The sequence below is a fragment of the Burkholderia sp. BE17 genome (genome assembly GCF_009362305.1).
GTDB classification, from domain to species: Bacteria; Pseudomonadota; Gammaproteobacteria; order Burkholderiales; family Burkholderiaceae; genus Burkholderia; species Burkholderia pyrrocinia_C.
On the sequence record NZ_WHNU01000007.1, the window covers coordinates 131,862 to 153,820 of the forward strand.

The 21,959-nt window shown below is 68.6% G+C and carries 15 protein-coding genes; 7 read left to right on the forward strand and 8 right to left on the reverse strand.

From position 1 onward, the window contains the following. Positions 1 to 38: 38 nt before the first annotated feature. On the reverse strand, positions 39 to 1,361 hold the full coding sequence (locus tag GD429_RS08790) for an ATP-binding protein (protein WP_152856569.1): 1,323 nt from the start codon (positions 1,359 to 1,361) through the stop codon (positions 39 to 41). Continuing rightward, positions 1,358 to 2,098 (reverse strand): response regulator, encoded by a 741-nt coding sequence (locus GD429_RS08795; RefSeq protein WP_152856570.1) that lies wholly within the window; start codon positions 2,096 to 2,098, stop codon positions 1,358 to 1,360. The genes GD429_RS08790 and GD429_RS08795 overlap by 4 nt, the downstream gene beginning before the upstream one ends. Before the next feature lie 227 nt (positions 2,099 to 2,325). On the opposite strand from GD429_RS08795, the gene GD429_RS08805 reads away from it, so the two are divergent. Next, the gene (locus tag GD429_RS08805; RefSeq protein WP_152856571.1) at positions 2,326 to 2,907 is read left to right on the forward strand and encodes a thioredoxin family protein; all 582 of its coding nucleotides are present in this window, start codon (positions 2,326 to 2,328) and stop codon (positions 2,905 to 2,907) included. A 49-nt stretch (positions 2,908 to 2,956) separates the two neighbouring features. On the opposite strand, the gene GD429_RS08810 is transcribed toward GD429_RS08805, so the two are convergent. Next, a complete protein-coding gene (locus GD429_RS08810) occupies positions 2,957 to 3,595 on the reverse strand; it encodes an FMN-binding negative transcriptional regulator (RefSeq protein WP_152856572.1) in 639 nt (212 codons plus the stop codon). 123 nt (positions 3,596 to 3,718) lie between these two features. Here GD429_RS08810 and GD429_RS08815 point away from each other — a divergent pair, with 123 nt between their 5' ends. Next, positions 3,719 to 5,254 carry a PLP-dependent aminotransferase family protein gene (locus tag GD429_RS08815; RefSeq protein WP_152856573.1) on the forward strand — a complete coding sequence of 512 codons (1,536 nt, stop codon included), beginning with the start codon at positions 3,719 to 3,721 and terminating at the stop codon, positions 5,252 to 5,254. Positions 5,255 to 5,352: 98 nt separating this feature from the next. Further along, positions 5,353 to 7,584, forward strand: a complete 2,232-nt coding sequence (locus GD429_RS08820) for a penicillin-binding protein 1A (protein ID WP_321574481.1) — start codon at positions 5,353 to 5,355, stop codon at positions 7,582 to 7,584. A gap of 46 nt (positions 7,585 to 7,630) precedes the next feature. Here the strand turns inward: GD429_RS08820 and GD429_RS08825 are convergent, their stop codons facing one another. From GD429_RS08825 to GD429_RS08835, 3 genes are all read right to left on the reverse strand, one after another. Beyond that, positions 7,631 to 7,870, reverse strand: a complete 240-nt coding sequence (locus GD429_RS08825) for a hypothetical protein (protein WP_152856575.1) — start codon at positions 7,868 to 7,870, stop codon at positions 7,631 to 7,633. Between the two features lie 56 nt (positions 7,871 to 7,926). Further along, positions 7,927 to 9,264 (reverse strand): hypothetical protein, encoded by a 1,338-nt coding sequence (locus GD429_RS08830; RefSeq protein WP_152856576.1) that lies wholly within the window; start codon positions 9,262 to 9,264, stop codon positions 7,927 to 7,929. Between the two features lie 389 nt (positions 9,265 to 9,653). Further along, positions 9,654 to 11,072, reverse strand: a complete 1,419-nt coding sequence (locus tag GD429_RS08835; protein WP_152856577.1) for an MFS transporter — start codon at positions 11,070 to 11,072, stop codon at positions 9,654 to 9,656. A 430-nt stretch (positions 11,073 to 11,502) separates the two neighbouring features. Here GD429_RS08835 and GD429_RS08840 point away from each other — a divergent pair, with 430 nt between their 5' ends. Continuing rightward, a complete protein-coding gene (locus GD429_RS08840) occupies positions 11,503 to 13,947 on the forward strand; it encodes a DUF3772 domain-containing protein (RefSeq protein WP_152856578.1) in 2,445 nt (814 codons plus the stop codon). Positions 13,948 to 14,175: 228 nt separating this feature from the next. Here GD429_RS08840 and GD429_RS08845 read toward each other — a convergent pair whose 3' ends face one another. Beyond that, complete coding sequence (locus tag GD429_RS08845) at positions 14,176 to 15,687, reverse strand: aldehyde dehydrogenase family protein (RefSeq protein ID WP_152856579.1); 1,512 nt, start codon at positions 15,685 to 15,687, stop codon at positions 14,176 to 14,178. 629 nt (positions 15,688 to 16,316) lie between these two features. Here GD429_RS08845 and GD429_RS08850 point away from each other — a divergent pair. The 3 genes from GD429_RS08850 (at position 16,317) to GD429_RS08860 (ending at position 20,099) form a co-directional block, all read left to right on the forward strand. Next, complete coding sequence (locus GD429_RS08850) at positions 16,317 to 17,897, forward strand: amino acid permease (RefSeq protein ID WP_152856580.1); 1,581 nt, start codon at positions 16,317 to 16,319, stop codon at positions 17,895 to 17,897. A gap of 143 nt (positions 17,898 to 18,040) precedes the next feature. Further along, positions 18,041 to 19,309, forward strand: coding sequence for an NAD(P)/FAD-dependent oxidoreductase (locus GD429_RS08855; RefSeq protein WP_152856581.1), 1,269 nt, complete (start codon positions 18,041 to 18,043; stop codon positions 19,307 to 19,309). A gap of 115 nt (positions 19,310 to 19,424) precedes the next feature. Beyond that, entirely contained in the window at positions 19,425 to 20,099 is a 675-nt protein-coding gene (locus GD429_RS08860) for a TetR family transcriptional regulator (protein WP_034180911.1), read from the forward strand. A 57-nt stretch (positions 20,100 to 20,156) separates the two neighbouring features. Here the strand turns inward: GD429_RS08860 and GD429_RS08865 are convergent, their stop codons facing one another. Then, positions 20,157 to 21,944, reverse strand: a complete 1,788-nt coding sequence (locus tag GD429_RS08865; protein WP_152856582.1) for a phospholipase D-like domain-containing protein — start codon at positions 21,942 to 21,944, stop codon at positions 20,157 to 20,159. Positions 21,945 to 21,959 lie beyond the last annotated feature (15 nt).

The window sequence follows — 21,959 nt, forward strand, 5'->3', positions numbered from 1 at the left end:
CGGAACCTGAAGACGCGACGCTCGCGCGCCGTCTCGCATCACCCCGCATTCCTCAGCGTCAGCCTCGCCTCCAGCCCGCCGCCGTCCGGCCGGTTGTTCAGCGTGAGCGTGCCGCCCATCGCGAGCGCGAGTTGCCGCGCGATCGCAAGGCCGAGCCCCGTGCCGCCCGTCTCGCGGTTGCGCGACGTCTCCACGCGCCGGAACGGCTCGAACACCGCGTCGAGCTGGTCGTCCGGAATGCCGGGCCCGCGGTCGAGCACGGCGATGACCGCGCCGCCGTCCGGCGCGGCGTGCACGTCGATCTCCGCCGCGCCCGCGAACTTCAGCGCGTTGTCGACGAGGTTGCCGACGATGCGGCGCAGCGCCTTCGGCCGCGTCACGAGCGCGAGCGGCGCACGGCTGTGCAGCGCGACGTCCTGCCCCGCATCCGTGTAGTCGTACACGATGCTGTCGAGCAACGCATCGAGATCGATGCGGCGCGCGGCTTCCTCGGTGCCGTGCAGCGTCCGCGCATACGCGACGCCCTCCTTCACCAGATGCTCCATCTCGATCAGGTCCTGGCGCAGCTTCGTGCCCTGCACGTCGTCGTCCATCACGTCGACGCGCAGCCGCATCCGCGTGATCGGCGTCTGCAGGTCGTGCGAGATCGACGCGAGGATCTGCATGCGTTCGGCCATGTACTGCGCGATGCGGTCCTGCATCGCGTTGAACGCACGCGCGGCGCGTGCGACCTCGGACGGCCCGTCTTCGTTCAGGCGTTCGCCCTTCAGGTCGGGGCCGAGCGCGTCGGCGGCCTGCGCGAGCTGCTTGAGCGGACGCGTCGCGAGCCGCACCGCGAGCCAGCAGCACGCGGCCAGCACCGCGAGCTGCAGCACGAGCACGACCGGCAGCCACCCCGACAGCGGCACCGTCGACATCGGATGAATGTCGATCGTCAGCGGCGACCCGTCGGTCAGCCGCAGGTGCACCTGCAGATGTTCGCGGTCGCCGGGGAGCGCGTTCGCGGTCAGCGGGTAGTCGCCGCCGATGCCGTCGGAAATCGACCGCTCGACGCGCGCCGACAGCCGCGCTTCCGGCGGGGTGCCCGTTTCGCCGGGCCCGAGGATGAACGTGTAGCTGCGCCGCGCGAGGCGCGGCAGCCACGCGGCGCGCTCGGCGGGCGGCAGGTGGTCGAGCAGCGCGACCGAGCTCGCGACCTCGCGCTCGATGTAGCCCATCATCAGGTTGGTTGTCGCCTGGTCGCGCTCGGTCACCGTGAGCCAGAACGACAGCGTCTGCGCGAGCGCGAGGCCCACGCACAGGATCAACGCGAGGCGCGCGAACAGCGAGCGCGGCCAGTGCCACAGCGTGCGCGCGCTCATGACGTACCGTCGACGGCGGTCACGGCCGACGAGAACACATAGCCCTCGTTGCGCAGTGTCTTGATGTAGCGCGGTTCGCGCGCACCGTCGCGCAGCCGCTGGCGCAGCCGGCTCACGAGCAGGTCGATCGACCGGTCGAACGGGTCGGACTGCCGCCCCTGCGTGAGGTTGAGCAGTTGGTCGCGCGTCAGCACGCGCTGCGGATGGTCGAGGAACACGCGCAGCAGCCGGTATTCGGCGCCGCTCAGCGCGACCAGCGTGCCTTCCGCGTCGAGCAGGTGGCGCCCCGTCGTGTCGAGCCGCCATTCGCCGAACGCGAGCAGCTCGGCCGTTTCCGTCACCTGCATGCCGGGCGGCAGCATGCGAGCGCGGCGCAGCACCGAACGAATCCGCGCGAGCAGCTCGCGCACCGCGAACGGCTTGGCCAGGTAGTCGTCGGCGCCCATCTCGAGGCCGACGATGCGGTCGGTTTCCTCGCCGCGCGCGGTCAGCATCAGCACGGGCACCGTGCGGAACTTGCCGGCGCGCAGGTCGCGGCACAGCGTGAGGCCGTCCTCGCCCGGCAGCATCAGGTCGAGCACGATCAGGTCGGGCGCGCCGTCGTCCAGCACGTTGCGCATCTCGCGGCCGTTCGCGGCCAGCGACACGCGCATGCCGTTCTTCTCGAGGTAGTCCGCGATCAGTTCGCGGATCGCGCGATCGTCGTCGACGATCAGCACGTGGTCGATCTTGTCCATGAGTCGGTGTCGGTGTCGGGTAGTTCGGGCTGGCGATGTCCGCATTTATACCGCACGGCGGGCGCGCGTTTGTATCGCAATGTATCGCGCCGCCGTAACGACACACAACATTGCACACGCGCGGCTTGCCGGACATATCTCGGATACGTCGGCGCAGCTTAATGGGGCCTGTCGAAATACGTCCGGCCGCCGCGCCCGAGCGGCGGCCTCCCGATCAGGAGAACGCCATGCTGCCCCGACTCAAGACCGCCGCCCTCGTCATCGCCCTCGCCGCCACGGCCGGGCTCGCCGCCTTCGCCGGCACCCGCGACGACGCGGGCATGCAGGCGCCGCTGGCCGGCACGCCGGCACCCGATTTCACCGGCATCGACCGCTGGCACAACAGCGCGCCGCTCAAGCTCGACCAGTTGCACGGCAAGGTCGTGCTGGTCGATTTCTGGACGTACTCGTGCATCAACTGCATTCATACGATTCCGTACGTGAACGACTGGTATCAGAAGTATCGCGACCAGGGGCTCGTCGTGGTCGGCGTGCATACGCCCGAATATCCGTTCGAGCGCGACGCGGGCAACGTCGCCGATGCGATCAAGCGCTTCGGGATCCGGTATCCGGTCGCGCAGGACAACCGCTACGACACGTGGCGCGCGTACGGCAACCAGTACTGGCCCGCGCTATACCTGATCGATGCGAACGGGAAGGTCGTCTATACGCGTTATGGCGAAGGCGGGTACGACAAGACCGAGGCGGCGATTCGCGGTGCGCTCGCGCAGGCGGGAGAAGGGATGAAGGGAACGACGCGCACGCAGTAACCTGCCGGCGCGCGGGCGCGGGCTCTCGCCCACGCGTATCTCGATGTGCTCACCCGCGCTTCGCGTCGGCCGCCGCCAGCATCGCCTCACCGATCGCGAGCTTTCCGTCCGCGATCAGCGCGTCGCCCGCGCCGCGGATATCGGCTTCGGCCTTGTTCTGCCCGAGCTTGCGCTTGCCGACGAGCCGCGTGATCTCGATCTGCAGCCCGACGATCGACTGCAGCATCGTGTCGAGATAATCGGCCGGCGCGTCACCCATCTTCCACGGCGCCGGCTGCGACGCCTCGTGCGTGCGCGTCAGCCGCGCGACCACGCCGCGCACGAACTTCTCGTCGTCGCGCACCGTGATGCGACCGTGCGCATGCACGACCACGTAGTTCCAGGTCGGCACCTGCCGGTGCGCGACGTGCTTGCTCGGGTACCAGTTCGGCGAGATGTACGCGTCGCCGGCGCGGAAAATCACGAGCACCTCGTCGCCGTTCGCGACGTCCTGCCAGACCGGATTCGCGCGCGCCACGTGCGCGTGCAGCTCGCCGAGCTCGCCGTCGCCGGGCAACAGCTCGAACGGGATGTGGTTCGCGTCGAGCCCGTTCTTCCCGTGCGTGATCAGGCTGCCGAACGGATGCTGCACGATCAGCTCGCGCAGCGCGTCGGGGTTGGGCTCGTTGAAATCGGCGGGGACGTACATGTCGGCTCCACGGTCGTGCGGCGGTTGAAATGGCTCGGGTGCTGGCCCGTCATGCGCAGATTGTTACCCCAAACTGGTTTATGCTGTAGAGCCGGTTTGGAACATTTTCAGCAGACCAGAATCATGGCAAGAACGGCCCGGATCGTCGAAATCCCGTCGCTCGGCGCGCTCGACCGTGCGGCCGGCGACCTGAGCCGCCAGCTCGCGCAGGCGCTGCGCGACGCCGTGCGCCGCGGCGACGTCCGTCCGGGCGATACGCTGCCGTCCACGCGGCGGCTGGCGGCCGCGCTGCAGGTCGCGCGCGGCACCGTCGTCGACGCGTATGCGCAGCTGGTCGCCGAAGGCTTCCTCGAATCGCGCGGCGGCGCGGGCACGCGCGTCGCGAACGCGCTGGCCGAACCGCCGCCCGTCGACGAATCCGAACCGTCCGTCCAACGCAGGCGCCCGGCCCACGCCGGGCTGCCGGAGCCGGCCGCCACCTTCGCGCGGATCGCCCGCGAATTCCTTCCGCTGCCGGCGATGCCGTTCGCGATCTCGGTGCCGGTCGGCCTCACCGCGCCCGACGACATCTGGCGCCGGCTCGGCAACCGCCTGCGCGCGCGCGGCGCAGGCGCGCCGTCCGGTTATGCCGATCCGCAAGGCGCACTGCCGCTGCGCGAAGCGATCGCCGACTACGTGCGCCGGTCGCGCTCGGTGCGCTGCACGGCCGACCAGGTCGTGATCACGAGCGGCACGCAGCAGGGGCTGCATCTCGCGAGCCAGGTGCTGCTCGGCGCGAACGACCAGGCGTGGGTCGAGAATCCGGCCTATCGCGGCATCACCGCGCTGCTCGAAAGCACCGGGCGGCGCGACGCGATGGTCCGCGTGCCGGTCGACGCCGACGGCATCGACGTCGACGCGGGCATCCGCCTGGCGCCGCATGCGCGCGCCGCATTCGTCACGCCGTCGCACCAGTACCCGCTCGGCATGCCGCTGAGCATGGCGCGGCGCAACGCGCTGCTTGCCTGGGCACGCGCACAGCGCGCGTGGGTGGTCGAGGACGACTACGACAGCGAGCTGCGCTACGAAGGCTATCCGTTCCCGTCGCTGCAGGGGCTCGCGCCCGACCGCGTGATCTATCTCGGCACGTTCAGCAAGATCCTGTTTCCGTCGCTGCGGCTCGGCTACGTGATCGCACCCGACGATCTCGTGCCCGCGTTCTGCGGCGCGCGCGTGCTGATGGATCGCCATGCGCCCACCGCCGACCAGCACGTGCTGGCCGCGTTCATCGCGGAAGGCCATCTCGACCGCCACATTCGCCGCGTGCGCGGCGTGTACGCCGAGCAGCGCGCGCTGCTGATCGACACGCTCGGTGCGCGGCTGCCGCGCGAACGCGCATGGGTGCAGCCGGGCGACCAGGGGATGCACGTCGTGCTGTGGCTCGCCGAAGGGATCGACGATCTCGACGTGGTCGCGCGCGCCGCGCAGGCCGGCGTCGCGGTGCGCGCGGTGTCGCCGATGTTCGCGCCGGGCACCGCCCGGCCGGGGCTCGTGCTCGGCTTCGGCGGCTTCGGCCGCGCGCAGATGGAGGCGGCCGCGCAGCGGCTCGCGGACGTGGTTTCGTCGGAAGAATCGCGGCCGCGCACGCCGCAAAAGGTTGTCCGCAGGCAACAAACGTAATCGTCTGTAAATCCTGCAAGCAAAAGGCCGTTTCGGCTGCCGGCATGCGTGCGCCGTTTGCTAGGATCGCGCCTCTTCCGTCCACGCCCCCTGCCGCCGTGAATCGCTTCGTGCCGTTTCTTCGAGACGCGTGGCTCCGCTGCCGCGCCCGTGTCGCGCCGCTCGCCGCCGCCTGCCTTGTGCGCACCCGCGCGCTGTGCGCCGGCGTGCTGCATCGCCTGCGTCATCCGACGCGGCGCGGCGTGGCGCTGACGCTCGCCGCGATACCGGTGCTGGGCCTGCTGGTCCTGCTTGCGTTCGTTCCGTTCACGCCGAGCATCGGCGACATCCGCAAGGCACGCATCGACCGCCCCGCGCGCGTGCTGTCGGCCGACGGCGAGCTGATCGCCGAGTTCCGGCCCGTCAACCGCGAATGGGTGCCGCTCAAGCAGATCTCGCCGCACATGGTCGACGCGCTGATCGCGACCGAGGACCACCGCTTCTACGCGCATCACGGCATCGACTGGCGCCGCACGATCGCGGCCGGGCTGCACACGTTCTCGGGCGCGCGCCAGGGTGGCTCGACGATCACGCAGCAGCTCGCGCGCAACCTGTACCCGGACGAGGTCGGCCGTTCGCTGACGCTCACGCGCAAGGTGAAGGAGCTGATCACCGCCTTCAAGATCGAGACGGTGTACAGCAAGGACGAGATTCTCGAAACCTACCTGAATACCGTGCCGTTCCTGTACAACGCGTACGGCGTCGAAATGGCCGCGCGCACCTACTTCGGCAAATCGGCGGACCAGCTCGACATCGCCGAAAGCGCGACGCTCGTCGGGATGCTGAAGGGCAACAGCTACTACAACCCGGTGCTGAATCCGGAACGCGCGGTACAGCGGCGCAACATCGTGCTCGACCGGATGGCGACGATGGGCATGCTGTCGCCGCGGCAGCTCGCGAAATTGCAGCGCCAGCCGCTGCGCGTCGACTTCGAGCCGCAGACCGCGCAGCCCGGCCTCGCGCCGCATTTCGCGGTGCAGCTTCGCAAGTGGCTGATCGCGTGGGCCGACCGCAACAACTACGACCTCTACTCGGATGGCCTCGTCGTGCGCACGACGCTCGATGCGCGATTGCAGGACATGGCGACGCAGGCGCTGGCGCAGCAGACCGAGCAGTTGCAGGCGATCGCCGACAGCGCGTGGCGCGGCCCGTCAGGCTGCGGGCTGCGCAACGACCTGTTCCGCGGCTTCATCCGCCAGACACCCGACTATCGCAGCGCCCGCGACGCGGGGCTCGCCGATGCGGCGGCGCTGAAGCAGCTCGGCGCGAATCGCGAATTCATGCGCGCGCTGTGCGAGCGCAAGACGCAGGTGCAGGCCGGCTTCGTCGCGATCGATCCGCGCAACGGTGCGATCAGGGCATGGGTCGGCAGCCCCGATTTCGGCAGCGAGCCGTTCGATCACGTCGCGCAGGCACGACGCCAGCCGGGCTCGACGTTCAAGCCGTTCGTCTATGGCGCCGCGTTCGCGGACGGCATGCGGCCGGGCGATACGTTCATCGACCGCCCGGTCGCGATCCCGATCGGCGGCCGCGCGGTCTGGCGCCCGACCGACGAAGAGCCGCCGACGGGCGAACCGATGACGCTGCGCGACGCGCTCGCGCTGTCGCGCAATCGCATCACCGCTCAGGTGATGCAGCAGGAAGGCGCCGCGAAGGTCGCTCAGCTCGCACGCGCGATGGGCGTGCGCGACAGTCCGCTCGACGCGGTGCCGTCGCTCGCGCTCGGCACGAGCCCCGTCACATTGAAGGAGATGGTGTCCGCGTACGGCACGATCGCGAACCGCGGCGTGTACGTCGCGCCGCAGGCGATCACGCGCATCGAGGATCGCGACGGCAAGGTGCTCGCCGCATTCGGCAGCGCGCCGCCCGAACGCGCGTTGCCGGCGCCTGCCGCGCAGACGCTCGTCGACGTGATGCGCGATGTCGTCGATCGCGGCACCGGCGCCGACATCCGCTCGCGCTACGGGATTCGCGTGGACGTGGCCGGCAAGACGGGCACGACGCAGGACAACACGGACGGCTGGTTCATCCTGATGCATCCGCAACTGGTGGCCGGCGCATGGGTCGGCTTCGACGACGGCAGCGTGACGCTTCGCAGCGACTACTGGGGGCAGGGCGCGCACAGCGCGCTGCCGATCGTCGGCGGTTTCTACGATGCGGCGCTGCGTGCGCGCGCGATCGATCCGCATGCGCAGTTCTCGCCCGACTTCCGGCCGCGCAGCGCGCCGGCGCCGGTGCCGAGGCGGCGCCCGCATCCCGGCCTGTTCGACTGGCTGAAGTTGTTCCGCTGAGCGTACCGCCGGTCGGCAACGCCGGCCGGCGCGACGGCTGCCCGTTTCATCGACGCGTCGTCGCCGCCGATTCGCGCGGCACGACGACGACGCGCCCCGTCACGTCGACGAGGCCGACCTTCCCGTCGCGTTCTGCCAGGAACGCGTCGCGCTCCGGCGACCAGTCGAGCGACGTCCATTCGGGCCGCGCGCGCCACTGCCCGTCGCGGCCGACCAGGCGCCAGTGCTCGCCCTCACACACGGCCACGGCTTCGCCGCGCACGAACTCCTCGACGCGAAGACCCATGTGCCGTAACGAATTTATTCTCATCCTCACGTCTCCCGCCCCCTTCGGCGCGACAGTCAATCCGCCGTGTCGCCGCCCTTCGGCAGCTTCGACCACGCGTTGCGCCCCGGCAACGGCGACCACGCCGGGCGCGTCTTGCGTGCGCTGTCGATCACGACCAGGTAGCGGCCCGCGATCGGCGTGATGTCGCGGTCGCGACGCAGCACCCACAGCGACCTGCCGGCCTCGACGCGCGCCTGGTAGTCGTCGTCGAGCAGGCCGTGCCGGTCGAAGAACAGGTTCAGCGACGCGGGAATCCGCACGCATCCCTTCGAGTGCCGGATGCCGAGCAGCGACTCGAGGCGGTCGGGGTCGGTCGCATGCATCTGGAAGCGCATCGGCGACACGCCGCCCTTGCCCCAGCCGCGCTCGCCGTCCACCCATCCGAAGTCGTAGATGCGCATGTCGCGGCGGCCGTAGCCGCGAATGCCGTTGTCGTTCGTCGTGCCTTCCGCGCGGAAATCCATGTTGTCGGGCGAATGATGGAACACGCCGAGCGGCGTCACGAAATGATCGTACTTGCCCGGCAGCCCGGTGCCGACCGGCGATGCGCCGATCATCAGCCACGCATTGGCCGGCGTCGCGCGGAAGTAGATGAAGAGCGCCTGCACATTCGGCGCGCGGTCGACCATCGCGACGTATTCGCCGGCCAGGTCGCCGAGGTCCGCATCGGCGAGCGCCTTCTGGAGCCGCTCGCCGTATGCGCGCTGCTCGCTTAGGGGTACGTTCAGACGCCGCGTGACTTCCTGCGTGAAGCGCTTGCGCATGTCGATCGCGCGTACCGTCGCGTTCTTAGCCTCGTCGGCCGACAGCGGCGGATGCTGGCGCGGCGGGGTCGGCACGGGCGGCTCGGCCTCGCTGGCCGGTACGGCGGACGCGGCCGACGCAGGTTCGGCAGTGGATGCGGCGGAAGCCGCCGATGCAGGCGCTGCGACGAACGCCGCAGAAGCCGCCGACGCGCCAGATGCCGCGCTGGCAGGCTCCGCGTGATGCACATGCGATGCCGCAGGCGCAGGCTGCGCGGCCGACGCACCCGACGATGCATGCGCGTGCAACGCCGGATGCACACGAGAAGCCGTCGACGCCGGCGACGCAACTGATGAGGATGACGTAGCAGTGGACGACGGTGCACCGGATGCCGCAAAGGCAGGCCGCCAGGCAAGAACGGGAATCGGCAGCGCGGCAGCGAGCCACACATACGCGGCAACTGCGCGGGCACGGCAACGCCGCTTCGCAAATCGCCGCGTCAGGCTGGAAAGCATCATACGTTCGAAGCCATCGGCCGATCCGGCCGCCGCATGTTGCTGTTGCGAGCGGCACATCGTCCGCGCGAGCCATCGACACGTCCGGCACATGGTGTGCGCCCGGCGCCGACGCCTCTTCGCGGTGGAGCCGTTCGCTGATGCAACGCGTGCGGTCCGATGGCGGCTGTTGAGTCGTCAGGCCCCTCATTCTACGCGCCAGCGCAGGAATCGGCAGCGAAGAAACGCGCGGTTTCGCGGCGAATTGCGCTTCGTCACGCATTGTTTCAACTCGTTGCCGCTTGCGGCTTCGTTGCGTGTCAACCTTATAAGTTGGACGTTTCAAAGCATGCGCCCGGCAGGCTTGTGCGTTCCGCCCGAAACGATGTTTCCGCCAAACAAATTCGCATGCCAAATCATTTTTGGCGATGCCGTTTCCCCCTGAGAAAACCGCATCGCACGCATGCCGCACGAACCATGCGACACACGTGCGCAACCACCGACTACTTCGAGATGGTTTCGAGCGCGATGCCCTTCGTGCGCGGCCCCATGAGCCCGATCGCGGCCATCACGACCGCCATCGCGCCCGCGATGAACGCGAACACGCCGAAGGTGCCGAAGCCCTTCAGCACGGCCGCGATCACGAACGACGAGAAGATCGCCGAGAAGCGGCTCCACGAATAGACGAAACCGACGGCCCGTGCGCGGATCGACGTCGGGAACAGCTCGGCCTGATACGCGTGGAAGCTGTACGACATGATGTTGCTCGCGAGTGTGAGGCCGATGCCGAGCACGATCAGGAATGCGCCCACCGTCGTCTGGCTGAACAGCAGCCCGCAGACGACGATCGCCGCCGCCATCGCGACGATCACCGACTTGCGCTCGAAGCGGTCGGCGATCACGAGGCCGATCAGCGGGCCGATCGGCGCCGCGAGCGCGATCACGCTCGAATACATCAGGCTCGACGTGATCGTGATGCCCTGCTTGATCAGCAGCGTCGGCACCCAGTTTGCAAAGCCGTAGAAGCCGACCGTCTGGAACACGTTGAAGATCGTCATCATGATCGTGCGGCTGCGATACGGCGGCACCCACATGTCGCGGAAGCTGCCGCGCGGCGGCACGGGTTCGGCCGGCGCAGGCGGCGGCAGCGGCCGCCCGTATTCGGCCTCGACCTTCGCTTCGAGCGCGCGCATGATGCGATCGGCTTCGTCGACCCGGCCCTGCTGCGCGAGCCAGCGCGGGCTTTCCGGCAGTTGGCGGCGAATCCACCATACGAACAGCGCGCCGTGCGCGCCGATCAGCACGACCCAGCGCCAGCCGTCGAGGCCGAGCGGCGCATGCGGCACGAACAGATACGCGAGGAACGCGACCACCGGCACCGCGACGAACCCGACCGCCTGCTCGCAGGCGAATGCGCGGCCGCGGATCTGCTTCGGCACGAGCTCGGAGATGTACGTGCCGATCGTCACCATCTCGACGCCGAGCCCGAGACCGACGACGAAGCGCCAGAAGTTCAGCCCGGCCGCGGTGTCCTGGAGCGCCATCACGACGTTGGCCGCCGTGTACCACAGCAGCGACCACGTGAAGATCGCGCGGCGGCCGAAGCGGTCGGCGAGAAAGCCGCACGCGATCGTGCCGATGAAGAGGCCGGAGAACAGCGCGGCGATGAAGCTCGCGACGCCGGTGGTGCCGAACAGGCCGTGCGTCGTCGCCGAAAGAATGCCGCTTTTCACGAGGCCGGGCGCGACGTAGCCGCTGTACAGCAGATCGTAGAGTTCGAAGAAGAAGCCGAGGCTCAGCAGGATGACGAGCTTCCAGACGCTGCGGGTGGGTGGCAGGCGGTCGAGGCGGGCCGAGATCGAGCCGGGGTCGACGGATGTGGATTGGGCAGGTGCCTGCGAAAGGCTGTCCGTTGAGGCCATCTTGGGCGCGTCTCCTGATCGTGTCGTGTTGTGTGTTGTTGTCCGGCGACCGTCGAGCCGCCGTCGGGCGAATCGCTGCATTGTACCGGCACGCCCGTCCTGCGGGCCGGCCGCGCTACGTGCACCGAACCGATTCGGACGCCCCATTTCGCGCTGGGCAATGTGTAAATTGCGTAACCGTCTGTCGGGTACGGAAAACGCGTCGGAACGACGATCCGGCGCCGCCCGCGTCGCGCCCGGGCGGCGACGGCCCGACGGTATGGGCCTGGCGGGCCGTTTCGTGCGGGCGCGCGCCGCCGGAAGCCCCGCAAACGGGGTACGCAATCGGTACAACCACGCGTTCCGCGCCCCGGTAACATGCTACCGGGCCAACTACCGGCTTCCGGGCGCCTTTCGGCGACCGGCATTGTCGGCAAATCGTAAGCATTCCATGTTCATACAACGACTATCCACGTACGCCCGCCGAATCGCGCTGATCGTGCTGCTGCAGTTCGCGGCGATCGCGACCGCGTCGGCATTTCCGGCGGCCGCTTCCGCCCCGGGCGCGAGCGGCACCGACACGTCCGTGCCGGCCATCTCGCTGAACGATGCCGTCGCGCAGCTCAAGCAGATGCAGGTCGAACAGGACCGCATCAAGCAGCAGACCTCGACCGCGTCCAACAGCAAGGAGCTGGACGCGCTCGGCGATGCGACGCAGGAGCTGAGCACCGATGTCGCGAAGCTGCAGAGCGAGCTCGTTCCGCAGCGCACGCAGGTCCAGGCCCAACTCGACGTGCTCGGCCCGGCGCCTGCCGAGGGCGCCGCGCCGGAAACACCGGCCGTCGCGAAGCAGCGCGCCACGCTGACCGCGCGCAAGACGCAGCTCGACGCGGCACTGAAACAGGCCGCCGACCAGAAGACCAACCTCGCGAACCTGACCGAACAGTTCGCGAAGCTGCATCGCAGCCAGTTGAAGAACCAGCTCGCGTTCCGTTCGGGCGGCATCTTCAGCGCGCAATTCTGGCTGCCGCTGTTCCAGCGTTCGCCGGACGACATCCAGCGGCTCGAGGATTTCAACGACGAACTGCGCGACATGCTGCGCTCGTCGTGGGTGCCCGGACAACGGGCGATCACCACGCTGCTGCTGATCGCCTCGTTCGCGATGTGGCTCGGCGGCCGCCGGCTCATCGAGCGCGGCCTCGCGTGGATCTGCCTGAACCGTCTTCCGCCCACCCGCTTGCGCCGCAGCGCGCTGGCGCTGTCGACCGCGTTGTCGACATTCCTGGCAACCGCCTTTGCCGTTCAGATCCTCTACCTCGCCGTCGCGCGCCACTACGAGCTCACGCCGTCGCTGACCGATCTGTGGGACCAGTTCGCGAAGCTTGCCGCGACCTGCGCACTGATCGCCGGGCTCGGCCGCGCGCTGCTCTGCACGAAGCATCCGTCGTGGCGCCTGCCGGCGCTCGCCGATCCCGTCGCGCTCGCGATGAAGCCGTTCCCCGGCATCCTGGCCGCGCTGCTGCTGATGTCCGGCACGCTCGAATCGATCAACCGGATCGTCGACACCAGCCTGTCCGTCACGCTGTTCGGCCGCGGCATCGTATCGCTCGTCGTCGCGCTGACGGTCGGCGCGTCGCTGCTGCGCTCGAACCGCGCGCGCAGCGAGCTCGCGGCGGCCGGCGAGGCGCCCGAGCAGCGCTCCACGCTGGCCGGGCTGATCCACGCCGGCGTCACGCTGGCGATCGTCGTGTCGCTGATCGCACTCCTGATCGGCTACATCACGGTCGCGCGCTTCATCACCTACGAGCTCGTGTGGTTCGAGATCGTGCTGTGCGCCATCTACATCCTGATCCAGTTGACGCGCGACGCGAGCGAAAGCCTGTTCTCCGCGAGCCTGTCGACGGGCCAGCAGATCAAGAACCTGTTCGCGCTCGAAGACCGGCACCTCGACCAGGCTCGCACCGTCCTGTCCGGTTTCGGCACGAGCCTGCTGATGCTGATCGCGGCCATCGCGCTGCTGACGGGCGGCTTCGGCACGACACCGAGCGACCTGCTCGACAGCGCGGTCGCGATGATCGGCAGCCAGCGGCTGCAGAGCCTGAACATCATGCCGGACCGGATCCTGAACGCCGTGATCGGCTTCGCGATCGGCTTCTACCTGCTGCGTTCGCTGCGCCGCTGGCTCGACGGCGAGTTCATGCCCGCGCTCGGCATGGATACGGGGATGCGCGTGTCGCTGATCACGCTGTTCACCAACGTCGGCTACGTGCTGCTCGTGCTGATGACGCTCGGCCTGCTCGGCGTCAGGTGGAACAACCTCGCGTGGATCGTCAGTGCGCTGTCGGTGGGTATCGGCTTCGGCCTGCAGGAGATCGTGAAGAATTTCGTGTCGGGGCTGATCCTGCTGACCGAGCGTCCGGTGAAGGTGGGCGACATGATCAGCATCGCGGGCGTCGAAGGCGACATTCGCCGCATCAACGTGCGCGCGACCGAGATCCAGCTCAGCGACCGCTCGACCGTGATCGTGCCGAATTCGCAACTGATCTCGCAGAACCTGCGCAACGTGACGATGGGCAACAGCACGCAGGGCGTCGCGACGCTGGTGCTGACGTTCCCGCTGAACACCGATCCCGAGCAGGTGCGCGACCTGCTGCTCGATGCGTATCGCACGCATGACGCGATTCTCGATAAACCGGCGCCGTCGGTGACGTTCAGCCAGCTCACGCCGGACGGAATCACGCTGAGCGTGACGGGATACGTGTCGAGCCCGCGGATCGCGAGTTCGACGAAAAGCGATCTGCTGTTCGAGATCCTGAAGCAGTTGCGCGCGGCGGGGATCACGCTGTCGAGCCCGCAGATGCTGGTCGTGCAGAACATGCCGACGGCGGAGAAGTAACGGACGTTGCGCGCCGGCGTGTACTCGACCGGTACAGGCTGTCCGCGCTCGATGCGAAGGTTACGGCATCGTCCCCGGACACCGCTCGTTCGTCGCCGGCACGGGTCGGGAATCCCGATTGACGCGAACGCGCACGATACCCGAGCGCCACAAACACAACGGGCCGGCACCGCATCGCGGCAACCGGCCCGTTTCATCGTCAAGCGGCGCAACGCGCGCCGCGCGACATCACACGTCGAACTTCACGCCCTGCGCCAGCGGCAGCTGCCGGCTGTAGTTGATCGTATTCGTCGCGCGACGCATATACGCCTTCCACGCATCCGAACCCGACTCGCGCCCGCCGCCCGTTTCCTTCTCGCCGCCGAACGCGCCGCCGATCTCCGCGCCGCTCGTGCCGATGTTCACGTTGACGATCCCGCAGTCGCTGCCCGCCGCCGACATGAACTGCTCGGCCTCGCGCATGTCGTTCGTGAAGATCGCCGACGACAGGCCTTGCGGCACCGCGTTGTGCACGTCGATCGCATCCTCGAAGTTGTCGTAGACCATCACGTACAGGATCGGCGCGAACGTCTCGCGCTCGACCACCGCCGATTGCTTCGGCATCCGCACGATCGCCGGACGCACGTAGTACGCATCCGCGTGACCGACGTCGACGCGCTCGCCGCCCTTCACTTCGCCGCCCTGCTCGCGTGCATCGGCCAGCGCCTTCTGCATCGCGTCGAACGACGCGCGATCGACCAGCGGGCCGACCAGCGTGCCTTCTTCGAGCGGGTTGCCGACCTTCACCGACGTGTAGGCCTTCTCGATACGCGGCAGCAGTTGCTCGACGATGCTGCGATGCACGATCAGGCGGCGCAGCGTCGTGCAGCGCTGGCCGGCCGTGCCGACCGCCGCGAACGTGACCGCGCGCACGACGAGGTCGAGATCCGCGCTCGGCGCGACGATCATCCCGTTGTTGCCGCCGAGTTCGAGGATGCCGCGCGCGAGACGCTGGCTCAGCACCTTCGCGACTTCCGTGCCCATCCGCACGCTGCCCGTCGCGCTGACGACCGGCACCTTCTTCGATGCCGTCAGCACCTCGCCGACATCGCGCATGCCGAGCACCAGCTGGCTCAGCCCTTCCGGCGCGACGCCCGGATGCGTCTTGTCGAACTCGCGCAGCGCCTTCTCGAGCAGCACGTGGCAGGCGATCGCGGTGAGCGGCGTCTTCTCCGACGGCTTCCACACGACCGGGTCGCCGCACACGAACGCGAGCGCCGCATTCCACGCCCACACCGCGACCGGAAAGTTGAATGCCGAAATCACGCCGCACACGCCGATCGGGTGCCACGTTTCCATCATCCGGTGGCCCGGGCGCTCCGACGCGATCGTGAGGCCGTAAAGCTGGCGCGACAGGCCGACCGCGAAATCGCAGATGTCGATCATTTCCTGCACTTCGCCGAGGCCTTCCGACGTGATCTTGCCGGCCTCGAGCGTGACGAGGTGGCCAAGCGCGGCCTTGTGCTCGCGCAGCACGTTGCCGAACACGCGCACGAGTTCGCCGCGCACCGGCGCCGGCACCGTGCGCCACTTGAGGAATGCGTCGTGCGCGGCGTCGATCTTGCGCTCGGCGTCGGCGGGCGTGTCGACGGCCAGCGTCGCGAGCGTCGCGCCGTCGAGCGGCGAACGCGCGGTCAGCGCATTGCCTTTCCACTGGGCGAGATCGATATCGAGCGCGGCAAGAATGTCGTTGAATTGCATCACTTCCTCTTCAGGGACAGATTGATCGGTGCGGCGGCAGCGCCGCCCGCGTGATTCGATTGGAGCGCGTTCGCGCGCCCTGTGCAAGCGGATGCGCAGCTCGGCGGGCCCGGTGCGCCGCACGGCGCATCGCGCTGCGCCGCCGCCGGAAGCCCGGCCGGACGGCACGCCCTCGCCTCGCGAGGCACGATCCATGAAACACATTGTCGGCGGCCACAAGTCGGGCCGCTATTGATATTAACTCACGACTTCATTCCCAAAACGCAACACCTTCACGGCCCGGACCGATGCTTTTTAGTGCTGATACGGGACGTTTTCAAAGCCCGTAGCAGGGCGGCCAGACGCGTCCCAACGCGACGCAAGTTGATGACAAAGTCGCATCACCCTGTTCGGAAATATCGTTTGCCGCTCGTGCATCGGGCACACACAATCGGTGCGACGTCGAGGTGCAACGCACCCGGCGCGCCGCCGGCCGCCGCTACGGCAGCCGGACGACAAGACGAACGCGACACGCATCGCGGCCCGGCTCATCCGGCCCGTTCCCGCGAAGCACCACCGCTGCCCGGCCGGCAACGCGTCGCGCTTCGTCACCGAAAAAACAATCCCGGAGACAGCGCCCAGCGCCCGCCATGCATTCAGATGCCCGCCCCGATTCGCCCCGTCCGTCCGGCCCGCCGCCCGCGAAGCCGTCCCTCCACCGCGCGCTGCAGGCCCGCCATCTGCGAATGATCGCGATCGGCGGCTCGATCGGCACGGGCCTGTTCGTCGCGTCCGGCGCATCGATCTCGCAGGCCGGCCCCGGCGGCGCGATGCTCGCGTACATGGTGATCGGCCTGATGGTCTATTTCCTGATGACGAGCCTCGGCGAAATGGCCGCGTTCATGCCCGTGTCGGGTTCGTTCGCAACCTACGGCGCGAAGTTCGTCGACGAAGGTTTCGGCTTCGCGCTCGGCTGGAACTACTGGTACAGCTGGGCCGTGACGCTGGCGGTGGAGCTCGTCGCCGCGCAGCTCGTGATGCACTACTGGTTTCCGCATGTGCCGGGCGTCTGGTGGAGCGCGCTGTTCCTCACGCTGATCTTCGCGCTCAATGCGCTGTCGGTGCGCGGCTTTGGTGAAGCCGAATACTGGTTCGCGCTGATCAAGGTGCTGACGGTGCTCGCGTTCGTCGGCGTCGGCCTGCTGATGATCTTCGGGATCATGCAGGGCGGCCCGAGTGCCGGCTGGGGCAACTTCACGATCGGCGACGCGCCGTTCGCCGGCGGCTGGGCGACGATGCTCGGCGTCGCGATGATCGCGGGCTTCTCGTTCCAGGGCACCGAAATGATCGGCGTCGCGGCCGGCGAATCGGAAAACCCGCGCACGACGATCCCGCGCGCGGTGAGCCAGATCTTCTGGCGCATCCTGCTGTTCTACGTGCTCGCGATCTTCGTGATCGGCGTGCTGATTCCCTATACCGACCCGAGCCTGCTGAAGAGCGACGTGACCGACATCGGCGTGAGCCCGTTTACGCTCGTGTTCCGCCACGCGGGCCTCGCATTCGCGGCCGGCGTGATGAACGCGGTGATCCTGACGGCCGTGCTGTCGGCCGGCAACTCGGGCATGTACGCGTCGACGCGGATGCTCTACAACCTCGCGGTCGAAGGCCGTGCGCCGCGGCTGTTCGCGAAGCTGTCGCCGGGCGGCGTGCCGCGCAACGCGCTGTATGCGACGACGGCCGTCGGCGCGCTGTGTTTCCTCACGTCGCTGTATGGCGACAAGACCGTCTACCTGTGGCTGCTGAACACGTCGGGCATGGCCGGCTTCATCACGTGGCTCGGCATCGCGGTCAGCCACTACCGGTTCCGCAAGGGCTTCCTGAAGCAGGGCTACCGGCTCGACCAGTTGCCGTATCGATCGAAGTGGTTCCCGTTCGGCCCGCTGTTCGCATTCGCGCTGTGCGCGGTCGTCGCGCTCGGCCAGGATTACCAGGCGCTCCTCGCGGACAAGGTCGACTGGGCCGGCATCGCCGCGACCTACATCGGCCTGCCGTTCTTCCTCGCGATCTGGCTCGGCTACGCGCTCGTGCGCAAATGCCGCCTGGTGCGCTACGAGGACATGGAGATCGCGCCGTGGATCGAACGCAACGCGACGCCCGAAGCGGCACCGCAGGCCGAAACCGGCTTCGCGGGCTACGTCGCCCGCCCGGCCAACCCGACACCGGGCGGCTGACGGCCCGCAGGGCGCCGGGCGCCGGCCGCCCCCCGACCACGGCAGCCGGCGCCTTGACAACCCCCATTCGACGCGGCGCGCGCGTTCAGGCAAGATCGACGCGCGCCGTCCGTTTTTCCGCCGTTACGAGTCAACGAAATCGCATGCAGAACTTCTACGAAGCCACCGTTACCCGCCAGCCCTACCCGCAACTGACCGGCCCGATCGACACGCAGGTCTGCATCGTCGGCGGCGGCCTCGCCGGCCTGTGCACGGCGCTCGGCCTCGTCGAGCGCGGCGTGCACGACGTCGTCGTGCTCGACAGCGAACGGGTCGGCTTCGGCGCATCGGGCCGCAACGGCGGTTTCGTATTCGGCGGCTACAGCCTCGACAACGCCGACCTGCTGCGCACGCTCGGCCGTGACGAAGGGCGCCGGCTGTACCGGCTCACCGTCGATGCGGTCGACCTGATCCGCGCGCGGATCGCGCGCTACGGGATCGACTGCGACATCGTCGATGAGGGCGTGATGCTCGCGAACTGGTTCGACGATCCTTCCCGGCTCGACAGCGTGCGCACGCTGATGAAGCGCGAACTCGGCGTCGACTGGGAACCCGTGTCGACGGACGCGCTGCGCGCGCGGCTGAAGACGCAGCGCTACTACGGCGGCCTGTTCGAGCCGAACGCATTCCACTTCCATCCGCTCAAGTACGTGCTCGGCGTCGCGGCGGCCGCATCGCGCGGCGGCGTGCGCGTGTACGAGCGCTCGGCCGCGCTCGGCATCGCGCGCGAAGGCGCCGGATACGTCGTGCGCACGGCGCAGGGCGCGGTGCGCGCGAAGGACGTCGTGTTCGCCGGCGGCGGCTACGCGCGCGGCGTGTCGCCGCGCATCGAACGCTCGGTGCTGCCGATCGCCACTTACGTAATCGCGACCGAACCGCTCGGCGCGCGCCTGCCGGACGCGATCGACGCGCCGTACGCGATCTACGACACGCGCTTCGCGTTCGACTACTACCGGCCGTTGAAGGACACGCGCATCCTGTGGGGCGGCCGGATCTCGGTGCTCGACCGCGGCCCCGACGCGATCGCACGCCTGCTGCGGCGCGACCTGCTGCGCGTGTATCCGCAACTCGAAGGCGTGAAGGTCGACTACGCGTGGGGCGGGCTGATGAGCTACGCGCGGCACAAGATGCCGCAGATCGGCCGCGACGCGGACGGCGTGTGGCACGCGATCGCGTTCGGCGGCCACGGGATGGCGCCGACCACGGTCGCCGGCGAAGCGCTCGCAGCCGCACTGGCCGAAGGCCGGCCGGTGCCGGACGGCTTCGCCGCGTTCGGGCTCACGCGCACGTTCGGGCTGGCGGGCCTCGCCGCCGCGCAGCTCACGTACACGGCATATCAGGCCCGCGACGCGCTCGCGTCCTGCCGCCGCTGAGCGGCCGCGGCGGCCGAAACGGCCCTGCCGATTAGAGCGGAGGGTCGGCCGGGCGGGGATTTCCCACATGCTAGAATGCTTTTTCCAAGCCGCCGCGAACCCACAACAAAGTCACATGAAAGCAGGAAGCAAAGCCGCCACGTCCGAAAGCCGCGCGCTTGCGTCCGACGCGCGGCGCAAATACGATCCCGAGCAAACCAAGCGCAACATCCTCGATGTCGCCACGCAGGAATTCTCCGCGATGGGCCTCGCCGGTGCGCGCGTCGACGCGATCGCCGAGCGCACGAACACGACGAAGCGGATGCTCTATTACTACTTCGAAAGCAAGGAAGGCCTGTACGAGGCCGTGCTGGAGAAGGTGTACGGCGACATCCGCGCGCTCGAGCAGGAACTGCACGTCGGTGACATGGAGCCGCGTGAAGGCATGCGCCGCCTCGTCGAATTCACGTTCGACTATCACGACAAGCATCGTGACTTCGTCCGCCTCGTATCGATCGAGAACATCCACGGCGCGAAGTATCTCGAACAGCTCAAGTCGTTCAAGAACCGCAACGTCAGCATCATCAAGACGCTCGAGGAACTGGTCGAGCGCGGCGCGGCAAGCGGCGCGTTCCGCAAGGACATCGATGCGTTCGACCTGCACCTGCTGATCAGCTCGTTCTGCTTCCACCGCGTGTCGAACCGCTACACGTTCGGCGCCGCGTTCGGCCGCGACCCGTCGGCGCCGCGCCTGCGCGCACGGCATCGCGACACGATCGCCGACGCCGTGCTGCGCTACGTCGCCGCGTAAGCGGCGGCCGTAGCAGCCGGGGGCACGAAACGTCCGTGCCCGTCGCGCGTCAGCGCTTCAATCCGTCGGCGCGGTCGACGCCAGCGCGATCCGCGCCTTCTCTTCCGGGCTTCCCGCCACGTAATACTTCTTCGCCCAGCTCGAATCGGGCGCGAGCGCGAGCCGCGCATGCGTGCCCGTGCCGGCGCCATGCTGCTTCGCACTGATCGCCAGCGCACGGGCGCGATAGTGCTCGTAGAGCCGCAGGAATTCCGCCAGATAGATCGCCGCGATCCGCTTGTCGCGAATCTCGAGCAGGTTCTCGTCGTTGTACTGCTCGGAATTGCGGCTCATGTTCGCCGAGCCCGTATACACGACCGGATTCGCGCCTTCCGCATCGATCACGATGAACTTGTGATGGATCACGACGGGCGGATAGGCCGGCGCCGGTTCGCCCGGAAACTGTCGCAACTCCGGCTCGAAGCCCTGCGGCACCGTCGCCGGCGAGAAGTACTCGGCGTCGATCACGTCGTGGTTGTCGCGGCTGCGGTGATACAGCTCGAGGTTCGCGAGCGTCGCCGCATCGAGCGGCTGGCCGGCCTGCTGCGCGGCATCGGCCTTCGTCGCGCTGCCGATGTTGATCTTGTTCACCAGCCCGAACATCATCAGCCCGCGGTCGCCGGCCGCGAAGCACGCGTCGCGCAGCGCCGCGTCGGTCGGCATGAACAGGCAGAACGACACCGAATGCTTCGCAGCCGCGATCGCGGCGACGATCGTGTCGATCTCGGTGCGCTGCCCCGACGGTTCGGGCGAGAACGCCAGCCGCACCTGTGCGCTGCCGATCGTCATCGGCGCCGACCAGCCCCGCGACAGCCACGCCGTCTCCGCGATCGACGGATTCGCGGCCAGCGCATGCGCGCGGTCGTTGTACAGCGCGGCGAGCGCGGGCGAGTCGAACGCGTGCAGCACGTTGGCCTGCTCGGTCAGCCCCTCGGTCGTGAAGTTCGCGGAACCGGTCAGCACGCGCGCGGGCGACGGGTTCGACGGCGCATCGGTCACGATGAACTTGTCGTGCATGATGTGCGTCTTGTCGCGCGGCGCGAGCGTCGCGAGCCCTTGCAGCGCGTCGACGGCCGGCTGGTTCGGCGAAGGCAGCGGCGGCTTGCCCTGGCGCGCCGTCGTGTGCGCGTCGTAGACGATCGCGAGCGACGCGTCGCCGTGCTCGCGCCCGAACCCTTCGAACGCGGGCAGCGCCCACAGCGTGTCGGTCAGGTGATAGACGGCCGACGCCGCGCGCGACGCGGGCTCGAGCATCTCCGCGAACACCTGCTCCATGTCGTTCGAGAGCCAGGTGCGCAACTTCAGCGCCTGTGCCGCGCTCGGCGCCGCATTCTGCGCGAGGCCCAGCGCCGCGACCTGCTTCGCGAACGCCTGCGAACTCACCACCGCACGGTTGAACCACGTGCCGATGCCGTCCTCGATATGCGCGGGCAGCACGACGTCGCACACGCCGGCCTGCGCGTCGAGCACCTGCAGATCGTCGGGCGTGCCGACGACCGGATAGACTTCGTAGCGGAACGACGCGCCGCGGTCCTGCGGATCGATGCGCGCGTCCCACCACATGAATTTCTGGATCGGCGCCTGGTCGGTCGGCGCGTCGCCCTGCGTATCGGCGGCCGGGCCGTCGAACGTCAGCCGGTTCGGCAGCCAGCTGTCCGGCGCGCGCGTCTTGCCGTCGGCCGACCAGAATCCCGGCGTGCGCCGGATCGCGAAGCCGAGGAAATCGTTGCGCGACTGCGCATCGGCCCAGTCGAAGGCCAGCAGGACGAGAGTGGGGGAAAGATAGCTGCGCACGCTGACGGTCATTCGTTGCTCCCTGGC

Coding starts and splice junctions, on each gene's coding strand:
- GD429_RS08840 (WP_152856578.1), top strand. CDS start 11,503: ATGTTCATACAACGACTATCCACGTACGCCCGCCGAATCGCGCTGATC.
- GD429_RS08860 (WP_034180911.1), top strand. CDS start 19,425: ATGAAAGCAGGAAGCAAAGCCGCCACGTCCGAAAGCCGCGCGCTTGCG.
- GD429_RS08810 (WP_152856572.1), bottom strand. CDS start 3,595: ATGTACGTCCCCGCCGATTTCAACGAGCCCAACCCCGACGCGCTGCGC.
- GD429_RS08815 (WP_152856573.1), top strand. CDS start 3,719: ATGGCAAGAACGGCCCGGATCGTCGAAATCCCGTCGCTCGGCGCGCTC.
- GD429_RS08825 (WP_152856575.1), bottom strand. CDS start 7,870: ATGGGTCTTCGCGTCGAGGAGTTCGTGCGCGGCGAAGCCGTGGCCGTG.
- GD429_RS08830 (WP_152856576.1), bottom strand. CDS start 9,264: ATGTGCCGGACGTGTCGATGGCTCGCGCGGACGATGTGCCGCTCGCAA.
- GD429_RS08865 (WP_152856582.1), bottom strand. CDS start 21,944: ATGACCGTCAGCGTGCGCAGCTATCTTTCCCCCACTCTCGTCCTGCTG.
- GD429_RS08855 (WP_152856581.1), top strand. CDS start 18,041: ATGCAGAACTTCTACGAAGCCACCGTTACCCGCCAGCCCTACCCGCAA.
- GD429_RS08805 (WP_152856571.1), top strand. CDS start 2,326: ATGCTGCCCCGACTCAAGACCGCCGCCCTCGTCATCGCCCTCGCCGCC.
- GD429_RS08795 (WP_152856570.1), bottom strand. CDS start 2,098: ATGGACAAGATCGACCACGTGCTGATCGTCGACGACGATCGCGCGATC.
- GD429_RS08790 (WP_152856569.1), bottom strand. CDS start 1,361: ATGAGCGCGCGCACGCTGTGGCACTGGCCGCGCTCGCTGTTCGCGCGC.
- GD429_RS08845 (WP_152856579.1), bottom strand. CDS start 15,687: ATGCAATTCAACGACATTCTTGCCGCGCTCGATATCGATCTCGCCCAG.
- GD429_RS08835 (WP_152856577.1), bottom strand. CDS start 11,072: ATGGCCTCAACGGACAGCCTTTCGCAGGCACCTGCCCAATCCACATCC.
- GD429_RS08850 (WP_152856580.1), top strand. CDS start 16,317: ATGCATTCAGATGCCCGCCCCGATTCGCCCCGTCCGTCCGGCCCGCCG.